The sequence below is a fragment of the Streptomyces sp. NPDC050164 genome (genome assembly GCF_044459945.1).
Lineage (GTDB): Bacteria > Actinomycetota > Actinomycetes > Streptomycetales > Streptomycetaceae > Streptomyces > Streptomyces coeruleorubidus_A.
Genome location: NZ_JBITJK010000055.1, coordinates 1 through 13,356 on the forward strand (window position 1 = coordinate 1; position 13,356 = coordinate 13,356).

At 70.8% G+C, this 13,356-nt stretch carries 13 protein-coding genes; 1 reads left to right on the top strand and 12 read right to left on the bottom strand.

Features of this window, described 5'->3' with window-relative positions:
- Positions 1–201: 201 nt before the first annotated feature.
- From nusB to ACIBNA_RS41120, 3 genes are read right to left on the bottom strand one after another with little or no spacing between them, the layout of a single operon-like run.
- On the bottom strand, positions 202–636 hold the full coding sequence (gene nusB, locus ACIBNA_RS41110; RefSeq protein ID WP_274814998.1) for a transcription antitermination factor NusB: 435 nt from the start codon (positions 634–636) through the stop codon (positions 202–204).
- 2 nt (positions 637–638) lie between these two features.
- Positions 639–1,205, bottom strand: a complete 567-nt coding sequence (gene efp / locus ACIBNA_RS41115; protein WP_399170431.1) for an elongation factor P — start codon at positions 1,203–1,205, stop codon at positions 639–641.
- A 49-nt stretch (positions 1,206–1,254) separates the two neighbouring features.
- Positions 1,255–2,370, bottom strand: coding sequence for an aminopeptidase P family protein (locus ACIBNA_RS41120; protein ID WP_399170432.1), 1,116 nt, complete (start codon positions 2,368–2,370; stop codon positions 1,255–1,257).
- Here ACIBNA_RS41120 and ACIBNA_RS41125 point away from each other — a divergent pair.
- Positions 2,369–2,731 (top strand): hypothetical protein, encoded by a 363-nt coding sequence (locus ACIBNA_RS41125; RefSeq protein ID WP_399170434.1) that lies wholly within the window; start codon positions 2,369–2,371, stop codon positions 2,729–2,731. The two genes, ACIBNA_RS41120 and ACIBNA_RS41125, sit on opposite strands and share 2 nt — an antisense overlap.
- Positions 2,732–2,869: 138 nt before the next feature.
- Here ACIBNA_RS41125 and ACIBNA_RS41130 read toward each other — a convergent pair whose 3' ends face one another.
- The 9 genes from ACIBNA_RS41130 to ACIBNA_RS41170 form a co-directional block, all read right to left on the bottom strand.
- Positions 2,870–3,733: a Pro-rich N-terminal domain-containing protein gene (locus tag ACIBNA_RS41130; protein ID WP_399170435.1), complete on the bottom strand. Its 864-nt coding sequence runs from the start codon at positions 3,731–3,733 to the stop codon at positions 2,870–2,872.
- Between the two features lie 164 nt (positions 3,734–3,897).
- The gene (gene aroB, locus ACIBNA_RS41135) at positions 3,898–4,989 is read right to left on the bottom strand and encodes a 3-dehydroquinate synthase (protein WP_399170436.1); all 1,092 of its coding nucleotides are present in this window, start codon (positions 4,987–4,989) and stop codon (positions 3,898–3,900) included.
- Positions 4,986–5,498 carry a shikimate kinase gene (locus ACIBNA_RS41140; RefSeq protein WP_399170437.1) on the bottom strand — a complete coding sequence of 171 codons (513 nt, stop codon included), beginning with the start codon at positions 5,496–5,498 and terminating at the stop codon, positions 4,986–4,988. The genes aroB and ACIBNA_RS41140 overlap by 4 nt, the downstream gene beginning before the upstream one ends.
- Complete coding sequence (gene aroC, locus ACIBNA_RS41145) at positions 5,495–6,679, bottom strand: chorismate synthase (RefSeq protein ID WP_399170438.1); 1,185 nt, start codon at positions 6,677–6,679, stop codon at positions 5,495–5,497. The genes ACIBNA_RS41140 and aroC overlap by 4 nt, the downstream gene beginning before the upstream one ends.
- Positions 6,680–7,159: 480 nt before the next feature.
- Positions 7,160–7,975, bottom strand: coding sequence for a shikimate dehydrogenase (locus ACIBNA_RS41150; protein ID WP_399170440.1), 816 nt, complete (start codon positions 7,973–7,975; stop codon positions 7,160–7,162).
- Between the two features lie 9 nt (positions 7,976–7,984).
- Positions 7,985–9,703: an endolytic transglycosylase MltG gene (gene mltG / locus ACIBNA_RS41155; RefSeq protein ID WP_399170441.1), complete on the bottom strand. Its 1,719-nt coding sequence runs from the start codon at positions 9,701–9,703 to the stop codon at positions 7,985–7,987.
- Positions 9,704–9,824: 121 nt separating this feature from the next.
- Entirely contained in the window at positions 9,825–10,289 is a 465-nt protein-coding gene (ruvX, locus tag ACIBNA_RS41160; RefSeq protein ID WP_399170442.1) for a Holliday junction resolvase RuvX, read from the bottom strand.
- A 16-nt stretch (positions 10,290–10,305) separates the two neighbouring features.
- On the bottom strand, positions 10,306–12,978 hold the full coding sequence (gene alaS / locus ACIBNA_RS41165) for an alanine--tRNA ligase (protein ID WP_399170443.1): 2,673 nt from the start codon (positions 12,976–12,978) through the stop codon (positions 10,306–10,308).
- On the bottom strand, positions 12,978–13,349 hold the full coding sequence (locus ACIBNA_RS41170) for a hypothetical protein (RefSeq protein WP_399170444.1): 372 nt from the start codon (positions 13,347–13,349) through the stop codon (positions 12,978–12,980). The genes alaS and ACIBNA_RS41170 overlap by 1 nt, the downstream gene beginning before the upstream one ends.
- Positions 13,350–13,356: the final 7 nt, after the last annotated feature.

Here is a 13,356-nt window from a genome sequence, read left to right on the forward strand (position 1 = left end):
GGCGGGGGGGGGGCGGCGCCCCCCGGGGCGGGGGGGGGGCGGGGGGGGGGGCCCCCCCCCCCCCCGGGGGGGGGGCCCCCCCCCCCCCGGGCCCCCCCCCCCCCCCGGCGGCGTTCTGAGGGCCTGGCAGCCCTCGAACGCACGGGAATGCCGGAGGGCCCGCAGCGTCCAGGCTGCGGGCCCTCCGGCGTTCCGTCTCTCTCAGACCTCGTCGCGGCGGAGCGAGGGCTTGAGCTCCTTCAGCCGTCCGAGCAGGCCGTTCACGAACGAGGGCGACTCGTCCGTGGAGAACTCCTTCGCCAGCTGCACCATCTCGTCGAGGACGACGGCGTCCGGGGTCTCGTCGACCCAGATCAGCTCATAGGCGCCGAGCCGCAGGATGTTGCGGTCGACGACCGGCATCCTGTCGAGCGTCCAGCCGACCGAGTACTGGGCGATCAGCTCGTCGATGCGCTTCGCGTGCTGCGCGTAGCCCTCGACCAGCTCCATCGTGTACTCGCTCACCGGCGGCTGCCGGGTGTCGGCCCGGGAGAGCCGGACCCAGTCGGCGAGGACGGTCAGGACCTCGGCGCCGCGCTGGTCGCCCTCGAAGAGGATCTGGAAGGCGCGCTTGCGGGCCGTGTTGCGGGCAGCCACGGTTAGCTGTTCACCCGGCCGAGGTAGTCGCTGGTGCGGGTGTCGACCTTGATCTTCTCACCGGAGGTGATGAAGAGCGGGACCTGGATCTGGTGGCCGGTCTCCAGCGTGGCGGGCTTGGTGCCGCCGGTGGAGCGGTCGCCCTGGACGCCCGGCTCGGTCTCCTGGACGCTCAGCTCGACGGCGGCCGGCAGCTCGACGAAGAGCACCTCGCCCTCGTGCTGGGCGACCGTGGCCGTGAAGCCCTCGACGAGGAAGTTGGCGGCGTCGCCGACGGCCTTGCGGTCGACCATGAGCTGGTCGTAGGTCTCCATGTCCATGAAGACGAAGTAGTCGCCGTCCATGTAGGAGAACTGCATGTCGCGCTTGTCGACGGTGGCCGTTTCGACCTTGACACCGGCGTTGAAGGTCTTGTCGACGACCTTGCCGGAGAGCACGTTCTTGAGCTTGGTGCGCACGAAGGCCGGGCCCTTGCCGGGCTTGACGTGCTGGAACTCGACGACGGACCAGAGCTGGCCGCCTTCGAGCTTGAGCACCATGCCGTTCTTGAGGTCGTTCGTGGAAGCCACGGTTGCGGAATCTCCTGGACTGACGTACGACCCCGGGGCACGCACCTGCCTACAGGGCGAGCAGCTCCTTGGTCGTGATGGTGAGTAGCTCGGGTCCGCCGTCCGCCTCGGGGCGGACGACGAGCGTGTCATCGATCCGGACGCCGCCCCGTCCCGGGAGGTGGACCCCAGGTTCGACGGTGACCGGCACGCAAGCGTCCAGTTTACCCATGGCCGCGGGACTCAATTGAGGGTCCTCGTCGATTTCGAGCCCCACACCGTGTCCGGTCAGGGCCGTGAGGCCCTCCGTGTACCCCGCGGAGTCCAGGACCTGGCGGGCGGCGCGGTCGACGTCCCGGCAGGCGGCGCCGGGTACCAGGCTCTCACGTCCGGCGCGCTGCGCCGCGAAGACCAGGTCGTACAGCTCGATCTGCCAGTCCGCGGGAGCGGTGCCGATGACGAACGTCCGGCCGATCTCGCAGCGGTAGCCGCGGTATGTCGCGCCGAGGCAGACGGAGAGGAGGTCGCCCTCCTCGACGCGGCGGTCGGTGGGCCGGTGCCCGGGGCGCCCGGCGTTCGGCCCTGTGGCGACGGAGGTGGGGAAGGCCGGGCCGTCGGCCCCGTGATCCACGAGGCGTCTTTCGAGCTCGAGGGCGAGGTGGCGCTCGGTCCGCCCGACGAGGATGGACTCCAGCAGTTCGCCGAGGGCCTGGTCGGTGATCTCGGCGCCGATGCGGAGGCAGGAGATCTCCTCCTCGTCCTTGACGACCCTGAGCTGCTCCACCGCGCCGCCGAGGTTGGCCAGGCGCAGCCGGGGGGCGACCGAGCCGAGGGCGCGGTGCCGGGCCACGGTGAGGTGGTGCTCCTCCACGGCGAGGGAGTCGGCGCCCTGGCCCGCGGCGAGGCCTGCGGCCGCGACGGCCGGGTCGCCGCCGCCGACACCGGGCAGGGTCTGTACGCGCAGGGCCTCGTCGGGGCGCTCCTGCGTGGGGCGGTCGGCTGTCGGGCCGGCACACACCAGGAGGTCCTGGTCCTCGGTCTTGCCCAGCAGCAGAACGGCGCCGTGCGGGGCGGCGCCCGCGAGATAGAGCACATTGGCGGGGCGGGAGACCAGCGCCGCCGCGCTGCCGCCCGCGTTGCAGTATTCCCTCAGACGCGTCCGGCGGGCCGCGTACACCTCTGACATGACCCGAGCCTACGAGCGGCGGGGCGATGTCGCCGGTCGGGAGGGCCGAGTGGGGGTCGTCTGCGACGGCTGGGGGTACGTCTGCGCGGGGGTGGTCGGCTGGGCGGTGCGCCTGCGCGCTGGTGCGGTGGGCGGGGCGGTGCACCTGCGCGGGTTGCGGTGGGGCTGGGCGGTACGCCTGCGCGCGGGAGCGGTGGGGGTGCGCGCCTTCGCCTACGCGGCGGTGGTGGGTCGGGGCCGCGCCGGGGGGTGTCCGTCCTCGGAACGGCGCGATCGACTTGCGAACCAACTAACTGTCCGTCGACGCGCCAACCGCTGCGGGCCGCCGGTCCGGCCTAACTACGGGCAGTCGTGCCACTAAGGGCGATGGGGGTCCCCCTCTGCTCGAGCGAAGCCGAGAGCTTGGGGGGAGGCACTCCGCTCCGCCGGGCTGCGGACCCACCCGGCCCGAGCGCAAACGCCGAGCACCCTCAGCACCGGGCAACCGACTCCCCGCCGCCTACCACTGCGGCGGACTCGCGATAGACCTGGCCAGCACATCGTCCAGCAACCGCGCCGTCTCCGGGACATCCAGCTGCGAGTTGTCGATGATCGGCAGACCGGACCCGTACCACCCGGCCATCCGCCCATGGATACGGGCGACCTCCTCGTCCGTCAGCCGCCGATTGCCCGTGCGCTGCGCGTTGCGTTCCAGGACGATGTCCAGCCCGGGAAGGAGAACGACCGGCAGCAGGCCTGGCCCGACGTGCCGCTTCCAGCCGCCGAGGCCGACGACGGGACGGTCGGGAAAGACCGCGTCGTCGAGGATGCAGGAGATGCCGTTGGCCAGGAAGTTCCGCGCGGCGAAGCCGCAGGTGCGACGGGCGAGGCGGTACTGCGCCTCGGAGTTGTCGTTCCACCCGGACTGGGGGTCGGCGAAGCCCGAGCGGACCCACTCGCGTACGTCGTCGAGGCTGATGTGCGCCGTGGGGACCCGGCGATGGTCCGCCCAGTACTTGGCGACGCTGGTCTTCCCGGCACCCGCGGGCCCGATCAGCAGCACGGCGAGCGTCGTACCGGCCGGGTCGGGGACCGCCGTCGCGGGCGGCGCGCTGGGCATGGCCACGGGACCGCCGGGCGGCAGCGGCACATGACCGGTGGTGTCCGGCACCGGAGGGACGGAGGCCTGTGGCGGGGGCGAGGCCGGCCCGGGCGGGGGCGCGGGATAACCGGGCGCCGGGGGCGGCGGGGGCACGGGCGCGGAGCCCTGGTGCGCACCCGGGTGGTGCGGACCCGGGTGGTGTGCGGCCGGCGACCAGCCGACGGCCGGTCCGTGCCCCGGCTGGTGGGGCGGCGGCAGCGGAGAACCCACTGCGTGCTGCATCCGGTGCCACTCCGTCTCGTACAGGCGATGGGCGCTGACAGCGGGGGCGGAACCCGCTGCTACCGAACGGTACCGCCCCCGGCCAGTGTTGTGTGAACGGCCGGGGGCGGTCCGAAGTGCCCTGCCCCATAAGGCGATTCCGGGCGGAAGGCGCGCCTGGGGACTTACTGTCCGACTTCGCCGTACGCGGCGAGCAGCACGGCCGGGTCGGGTCCCTCCAGAACCGTCGGCTTGGCCAGACCGTCGAGGACGATGAAGCGCAGCAGGTCACCGCGGGACTTCTTGTCGACCTTCATGGTCTCCAGCAGCTTGGGCCACTGGTCGTGGCGGTAATGCAGGGGCAGCCCGACCGATTCGAGGATGGTCCGGTGGCGGTCGGCCGTCGCGTCGTCCAACCGGCCTGCCAGGCGGCCGAGTTCGGCGGCGAAGTGCATGCCCACCGAGACGGCCGCGCCGTGCCGCCACTTGTAGCGCTCGTTCTTCTCGATGGCGTGGCCGAGCGTGTGGCCGTAGTTGAGGATCTCGCGCAGGCCCGACTCCTTCAGGTCGGACGACACCACGTCGGCCTTGACCCGGATGGAGCGCTCGATGAGCTCGGCGGTGTGCGGGCCGGCCGGGGTGCGGGCGCCCTCGGGGTCGGACTCGATGAGGTCCAGGATCATCGGGTCGGCGATGAAGCCGGCCTTGATGACCTCCGCGAGTCCGGAGACGTAGTCGTTGACCGGGAGGGAGTCCAGGGCGGCGAGGTCACAGAGGACACCGGCGGGCGGGTGGAAGGCACCGACCAGGTTCTTGCCCTCGGCGGTGTTGATGCCGGTCTTGCCGCCGACGGCCGCGTCGACCATGGCGAGCACGGTGGTCGGGATCGCGATCCAGCGCACCCCGCGCAGCCATGTGGCGGCCACGAACCCGGCCAGGTCGGTGGTCGCGCCGCCGCCGACACCGACGATGACGTCCGTGCGCGTGAATCCGGACTGGCCCAGCGCCTTCCAGCAGTAGGCGGCGACCTCGGCGGTCTTGGCCTCCTCGGCGTTGGGCACCTGGATGGCGACCGCCTCGTAACCCTGCCCGGCCAGGTCGGCGCGCAGGGCCTCACCCGTCTCGGCCAGTGCCTCGGGGTGAACGATCGCGACCCGCTTGGCCTTGTCTCCGATCAATCCGGGGAGCTCGCCGAGGAGTTGCCGGCCCACGAGGACCTCGTAGGGCTCGGTTCCCGCCGTGCCGCCGACCTGGATCCGGGTCACTGCCTCACTCATGCTTCCTTCAACTCCAGTGCGTCCAGGGCGGCTCGGGTGACCTCTTCGGGGGTGCGGCCGTCGGTGGCGACCACGGCTGTGGCGACCTCCTCGTAGAGGTGCCGGCGGGCCTCCATCAGCTCGCGCCACTGCTTGCGCGGGTTGACGGCGAGCAGCGGCCGGGCCGCGTTGAGGCCGGTGCGCTTGACCGCCTCCTCGACGTCCATCGACAGGTAGACCACGCGCTGCCCGGCGAGCAGCGCGCGCGTGTCCGGGTCGAGGACGGCGCCGCCGCCCAGGGCCAGCACACCGTCGTGCCCGGTCAGTGCCTCGTGCACGGCCTGCTTCTCGATCGCGCGGAAGGCGGACTCGCCCTCCTCGACGAAGATCTCGGCGATCGTCCGGCCCTGCACGGCGACGATGTCGTCGTCGGTGTCCCGGTAGCCGGTCCCCAGCCGCTCGGCCAGCAGCTGCCCGACGGTGGACTTGCCCACGCCCATCGGGCCGACCAGCACGATCAGCGGGCTCATCGGATGGCCAGGTTGTCGAGGTAGGACCGGACGTTGCGGCGGGTCTCGGCCACGTTGTCGCCGCCGAACTTCTCCGCGACCGCGTCCGCGAGGACGAGGGCGACCATCGCCTCGGCGACGATGCCGGCGGCCGGCACCGCGCACACGTCGGAACGCTGGTGGTGGGCGGCAGTGGCCTCGCCGGTGACGACGTCCACCGTCTTCAGCGCCCGCGGCACGGTCGCGATCGGCTTCATCGCCGCCCGCACGCGCAGCAGCTCACCCGTGGACAGCCCGCCCTCGGTGCCGCCCGAGCGGCCGGACGTCCGCTTGATGCCCTCGGCGGTCGCGACGATCTCGTCGTGCGCCTTGGAGCCGGGGACGCGTGCCAGGCCGAAGCCGTCGCCGACCTCGACTCCCTTGATCGCCTGGATGCCCATCAGGGCGGCGGCCAGGCGGGCGTCCAGGCGGCGGTCCCAGTGCACGTGCGAACCGAGGCCGACCGGCACCTCGTACGCCAGCACCTCGACCACGCCGCCGAGGGTGTCGCCGTCCTTGTGGGCCTGGTCGATCTCGGCGACCATCGCCTTCGACGCGTCGGCGTCCAGGCAGCGCACCGGGTCCGCGTCCAGCTTCTCCACGTCCGCGGGCGTCGGGTACACGCCGTACGGCGCCTTCGCTCCCGCGAGCTCCACCACGTGGGAGACGATCTCGATGCCCGCCGTCTCCTTCAGGTACGACCGCGCCACCGCTCCGAGGGCCACCCGGGCCGCGGTCTCCCGCGCGGAGGCCCGCTCCAGGATCGGACGGGCCTCGTCGAAGCCGTACTTCTGCATACCGGCGAGGTCGGCGTGACCGGGGCGGGGCCGGGTCAGCGGCGCGTTGCGGGCGAGGCCGTCGAGGATCTCCGGGTCGACCGGGTCGGCCGCCATGACCTGTTCCCACTTGGGCCACTCGGTGTTGCCGACCATGATCGCGACCGGGGAGCCGAGACTGAGGCCGTGCCGGACGCCGCCGAGGAAGGTGATCTCGTCCTGCTCGAACTTCATCCGGGCACCGCGCCCATAGCCCAGGCGACGCCTCGCGAGATGGTCCGCCACCATCTCCGTGGTGATCGGCACGCCGGCGGGAAGACCCTCCAGCGTCGCGACGAGTGCGGGACCGTGGGATTCCCCCGCGGTCAGCCAGCGCAACCTGCTCAACGGTGCTCCTCAGTGTTCGCGGCCTGCTTACTGCCCAGCGTACGCACCTCATCGCGTACGGCTACGGCCCGACCGGGTGCGCGGCCCGTCCGGCACCACCGATCCTCCCATGCCACGGGGACGACTCCGATCCGAGTCCGGCTGACGGACGCCGTGAACCGCGGGCTCGGTGGACACCGGCCGCCGCACCGCCGAACACAAGCAGATCGCGCGCCAGAAATCGCCGCCCCTGGGCCGGAAATCAGCTGTCGGAGGACACCGCCGCCTCATACCGGCGCAGACGGCGAACAACCCCGTCAGCGTGGGCATCCGCGCCCAGGGCGGCACCTGGATCAAGGATTCGGCAACTACAACCCGGCCCCGTGCGCGTGAGGGCCGCGGGCAAGTGCGTCCAGCACTCCGGCTCTACCCGCTGCTGGAGCTCCTCGTCGCCGTACCCCGACGAGTACACGAGCCCGCTGGGCTGGTGCGGCTGACACATCAGCCCCGCTGAGCGGCCTCCCGCATCGCGGTGAGCGGCGACCGTGAGTCGCCGGTGAACTGCCGGAACTGGAACACCGCCTGGTGGACCAGCAGGTCGAGGCCGCTCAGCACCTGCCCGCCCCGCACCTGCCACGCCGCGGCGAGGGGCGTGGGCCAGGGCTCGTAGAGCACGTCGAACAGGGTGCCCACGCGCTCGGGCACCTGCTCGGCCAGCGCGTCCGTGCCCCCTGCGGGGGTCGTGGAGATGACCAGGGGCGCCTCGAAGGCGCGGGCGGCGTCGGCCCAGTCGGCGGGCCGGACCCGGACACCGAGCCGCTCGCCCCACTGCCGCATCTGCGCCGCGCGCCGTTCGCTGCGCACATACACGACGACCTCGCCCGTGCAGATCCGGGCCAGCGCCGCGAGAGCCGAGGACGCGGTGGCCCCGGCACCCAGGATCGCCGCGCTCTCCGTCTTCTCCACACCACGTTCGTGCAGCGCAGCCACCAGGCCAGGGATGTCGGTGTTGTCGCCGACCCGGCGTCCGTCCGGCCGGAACACCACGGTGTTGACCGCCTCCACCGAGGCGGCCGTGTCAGTGATCTCGTCGAGCAGCGGGATCACCGCCCGCTTCAGCGGCATGGTCAGCGACAGCCCGGCCCACTCCGGACCGAGCCCCTCGAGGAACCCGGGCAGCGCGTCCTCGTCGATCTCGAACCGGTCGTAGGACCAGTCGGTAAGTCCCAGCGCCCGGTACGCCGCGTTGTGCAGCCGCGGCGACAGGGAGTGAGCGATCGGGGAGCCGAGAACGGCGGCTCGGCGGGGTGCGGCCATCAGGTTTCCTCAGTTGTTCCGCGACGCGTTGAACTTGTCGACCAGCTTCTGGTGCTCTGCGTTGGTCTTCGTGAATTCGCTGGTCTTGCCGTCCAGCGAGATGAAGTAGTACCAGCCGTCCTTGGTCGGGTTGAGGGCGCCCTTGAGCGCCGCCTCGCCCGGGTTGTCGATCGGTCCGGGCGGCAGGCCCTTGTGGAAGTACGTGTTGTACGGGTTGTCGTAGTTCCGCAGCTCGCTCAGACTCAGATCGATCTTGCTCTGGTTCTTGATGTAGTTGTAGGTGGAGTCGAACTCCAGCATGCCGTTGGTCTGCGGGTTCCCCGGCTTCATGCGGTTGTAGACGACCTCGGCCATCTTGCGGAAGTCGTCGTGGCTCGTGCCCTCGGCCTGGGCCAGGCTCGCGACGGTGATCAGCTGCCAGGGGTCTTCGAGTCCGAGGCTCCGGGCCTTCTTCTCCACGCCGAGCTTCTCGTACGTCTGGGTGGCCCGGGTCACCATCTGTTTCAGCACCTCCTCGGGCTTCTCTCCCTTGGCGATGCCGTAGCTGGAGGGGTAGAGGAACCCTTCCAGCGGGTCCTTGACGTTCTCGTGGTTCAGCGCCCAGTCGGGCAGGCCGAGCTTCTTGTAGTCCCTCTTGGCGACCGCGGCGGTGGTGCCGTCCTTGACCTCGAGCCGCTTGTCGATGAGCCGGTAGATGTCGGCGTTGCGCTTGCCCTCGGCGATGATCAGGTTGTCGCGGCTCTTCGGGCTGAGCATCAGTTCGACCGCGCTGTCGGCCGACATTTGCTTTTGCAGCGTGTACACGCCGTCCTGGATGTTCCTGCCGTCGGGGTTGGCGGCCTGCGCCGAGACGAAGGCGTCGACGCTCTTCACGACGCCTACGGACTTCAGCACCCGGCCGATCGTGTAACCGTCCGCGCCCTGCGGGATCTCGACGGACACCTGCTGCCCGTTGCCGTCGCCCGCGTAGTCCGGCGCGTCGCCGAAGCGATCCTGGAAGAACTGGTAGCCGAAGTAGCTGACACCTGCCAGGCCGCCGCCGAGGACCAGGACGATCACCAGGCAGGCCGTTCCGTTGCGGCGCTTCTTGGGCTTGCCGCCGCGTCCCCGCTGGTCGTCGCGTCGGCGGCGGTCCCCCGGCTCGTCGCCGTCGTCATCGTCGTCACCGCCCGCGAAGAAGGCGTGCTCCCCCTGGTCGGGGCCGGGGTCCCAGTCGGTCTCCGGCTCCGGCTCGGCCCGCCGCCGGCCGGGCGGCTCCGGTGGCGGATACCCCTCGGGCGTGCCGTAGTAGTCGGACTGGCCCCCGCCGTAGGCACCGGTTTGCTGACCGTACGGGTCGGCGGGGTCGCCGGGGTACGAGACCTGCTGGTGCGGGCCGGTGGCCCAGCCGCCGTTGTCGTACTGCTGCTGGTGCTGGTGGTACCCCTGGTCCTGCTGGTGCCCCTGGTCGCCCTGCCCCGGGTACTGCTGATGCCCGTGGGCCTGTGCCGCGTACTGCTGCTGGTCGTACTGGTACTGCTGCTGCGCCTGACCGTACCCGGGCTGTTGGCCGGTGCCCCAGTCGCCGTACTGCGGCTGCTGCGGCTGCTCTGGATAGTGCTGCGGCTGGCCGCCGTAGGGGGACTGCTGACCCTGGTGGGCCTGCTCTCCTCCCCATCCGCCGTCCCCGTACAACGGGTCCTCCGGATGCCACGGTTCGGAGCCTTGGCCCCGGCCATACTCAGTCATCGATCCCCTAGAGCCGCGAGGCGGCGGTCACGCGGCTTCCGGCTCGGCTCCCGTCCCGCCTCTTGCTGTGCGGTGGCTGTTCGAATGCCGCCGCATCGCGCGGAACGTTACCGTATCGCGATCAGATGACCACTTCGACGTCTTCGCCGGGTGCTTTACCTGACACCCGTTCGGATTCCAGCGCCTGCTGCAGGATGACCACCGCTGCCGCCTGGTCGATCACGGACCGCCCCTTCTTGGACTTCACGCCCGAAGCGCGCAGTCCCTGACTGGCCGTCACCGTCGTCATGCGTTCGTCCAGAAGTCTCACCGGAACCGGGGCGATCATGCGTGCCAGTTCCTGGGCGAAGCCCCGGACCTTGACCGCGGCGGGGCCCTCGCCGCCCTTGAGGGAGCGCGGGAGACCGACCACGACCTCGATGGGCTCGTACTCCTCGACGAGTTGCTTCAACCGTCGCTGAGCTGCGGGGATGTCACGCCCCGGGACCGTCTCCACCGGGGTGGCGAGGATCCCGTCGGGGTCGCACGAGGCGACCCCGATACGGGCGTCCCCGACGTCGATCGCGAGTCGACGTCCTCTGCGCATCTTCCAGACCCGTTTCTTACTTGGCCGTCTCGGCGACCAGGCGCTCGACGGCGTCCACGGCCTCGCCGATCGCGGCCGGGTTCTGACCGCCGCCCTGGGCGACGTCCGGCTTGCCGCCACCGCCGCCGCCGAGGGTCTTGGCGGCCGTACGGACCAGGTCGCCGGCCTTCAGGCCGCGCTCGCGGGCGGCCTCGTTGGTGGCGATGACCGTCAGCGGCTTGCCGTTCGCCACCGTGAACAGGGCGACCACGGCGGCCCGTCCGCCCTGGATGCGTCCGCGCACGTCGAGCACGAGCTTGCGCAGGTCGTCGGCGGTCGTGCCGTCCGGGACCTGACCCGTCACGACAGCAACGCCGCGGACGTCCTTGGCGGACTCGGCGAGACCGGCGGCGGCCTGGAGGACCTTCTCGGCACGGAACTTCTCGATCTCCTTCTCGGCGTCCTTCAACTTGCCGAGCATGGCGGAGACCTTCTCCGGGAGCTCCTCCGGGCGGCCCTTGATCAGCTCCTGGAGCTGGGCGACGACCGTGTGCTCACGGGCGAGGAAGTTGTAGGCGTCCACGCCGACCAGGGCCTCGATACGGCGGACGCCGGAGCCGATGGACGACTCGCCGAGCAGCTTCACCAGGCCCAGCTGGGCGGTGTTGTGCACGTGCGTGCCGCCGCACAGCTCCTTGGAGAAGTCGCCGATGGTCACGACGCGCACGCGCTCGCCGTACTTCTCGCCGAATTCGGCGATGGCGCCCTGCTTCTTGGCCTCGTCGATGCCCATGACATCGGCGCGGACGTCCAGGTCGCGGGCGAGCACCTCGTTGATCTTCTGCTCGACGTCGGTCATCACGACCGTCGGGACGGCGGACGGGGAGCCGAAGTCGAAGCGGAAGCGGCCGGGCTGGTTCTCGGAACCGGCCTGGGCGGCCGTCGGGCCGAGGGCGTCGCGCAGGGCCTGGTGGGTCAGGTGCGTGGCCGAGTGGGCACGGGCGATGGCCTTGCGGCGGCGGTCGTCGATGGAGGCGTGGGCCTTGGCGCCGACGGTGACCTCGCCGACCTGGACGACGCCCTTGTGGACGTAGACCCCCGGGACCGGCTTCTGACAGTCGCGGATCTCGATGACGGCACCGGTGTCGACCTTGATGCGGCCGGTGTCGCCGATCTGGCCGCCGCCCTCGGCGTAGAAGGGCGTGCGGTCGAGGACGATCTCGACCTCGTCGCCCTCGGTGGCGGCCGGGGAGGAGGCGCCGTCGACCAGGATGCCGACGATCGTGGACTCGCTCTCGGTGTCGGTGTAGCCGATGAAGTCGGTGGCACCGGCCTTGTCGGCGATCTCGCGGTAGGCGCCGGCGCCAGCGTGCCCGGTCTTCTTGGCCTGGGCGTCGGCCTTGGCGCGCTCCCGCTGCTCCTTCATCAGGCGGCGGAAGCCGTCCTCGTCCACGGACAGGCCCTGCTCGGCGGCCATCTCCAGGGTGAGGTCGATCGGGAAGCCCCAGGTGTCGTGGAGCAGGAAGGCCTTGTCGCCGGGCAGCACGGTGGAGCCGACGGCCTTGGTGTCGCTGACGGCGGTGTCGAGGATGTTGGTGCCGGCCTTCAGCGTCTTGAGGAAGGCGTTCTCCTCGGCGAGAGCGACCTTCTCGATCCGCTCGCGGTCGGTGATGAGCTCGGGGTACTGCTGGCCCATCATGCCGATGACGACGTCGATCAGGTCCTTGACGACCGGGCCGGTGGCGCCGAGCAGGCGCATGTTGCGGATGGCGCGGCGCATGATGCGGCGCAGCACGTAACCGCGGCCCTCGTTGCCCGGGGTGACGCCGTCGCCGATGAGCATGGTGGCGGTGCGCATGTGGTCGGTGACCACGCGCAGGGACACGTCCGAGGAGTGGGCGTCGCCGTAGCGGACGCCGGTCAGCTCGGTGGCCTTGTCGATGACGGCCATGGAGGTGTCGATCTCGTACATGTTCTGCACGCCCTGCAGAATCATGGCGAGCCGCTCGAGGCCGAGACCGGTGTCGATGTTCTTGCTGGGCAGGTCGCCGAGGATCTCGAAGTTGTCCTTGCCGGTGCCCTCGCCCCGCTCGTACTGCATGAAGACGAGGTTCCAGATCTCCACGTACCGCTCGTCGTTGACGGCGGGGCCGCCCTCGGCGCCGAACTCGGGGCCGCGGTCGTAGTTGATCTCGGAGCAGGGGCCGCACGGGCCGGGGACGCCCATGGACCAGTAGTTGTCCTTCATGCCGAGGCGCTGGATGCGCTCCTTCGGCACGCCGACGACCTCGTGCCAGATGCGCTCGGCCTCGTCGTCGTCCTTGTAGACGGTGATCCACAGACGCTCGGGGTCGAGGCCGTAACCGCCCTTGTCCTGGGGGCTGGTGAGCAGCTCCCAGGCGAGCTTGATGGCGCCTTCCTTGAAGTAGTCGCCGAAGGAGAAGTTGCCGCACATCTGGAAGAACGTGCCGTGCCGCGTGGTCTTGCCGACCTCTTCGATGTCGGGTGTGCGCACGCACTTCTGCACGCTGGTGGCGCGGCTGAAGGGCGGCTTGACCTCACCCAGGAAGTAGGGCTTGAACGGCACCATGCCGGCCGGGACGAGGAGCAGAGTCGGGTCGTCCGCGATGAGCGACGCCGAAGGGACGACGGTGTGACCGCGCTCCTCGAAGAAGCTCAACCAGCGGCGGCGAATCTCAGCCGACTCCATCAGTGGTCCTCATTCCGGTTGTACGAGTTCTTCTTGTACGTGTACGACGTGTTGTCGATGACGTACGTCTTCGGCTCTGTGCGGTTCTCGATGGCGGCGTGCCGCCTGGGGGCCGGGAGTTCGGGGTCGACGGGGGCGTTGAGCCCGAGCGCGTCGCCCAGTTCGGCCTCCCGCTGGGCCATGTTGTCTCGGACGTCGAGCGCGAAGTCGACCGCGCGGTCCTTGAGCCGGTGGCCGGCCTCGATCGCCTTGTTCCCCGCGGTTCTGGCGAGGCTCTCGGGCGTCAGCTGCTTCAGCTTCCGGTTGACCTTGGTGGTGGCCCACACTCCGGCGGCGACGCCGGTGGTGAACCAGAACGTACGGCGGAACATCGCTGGC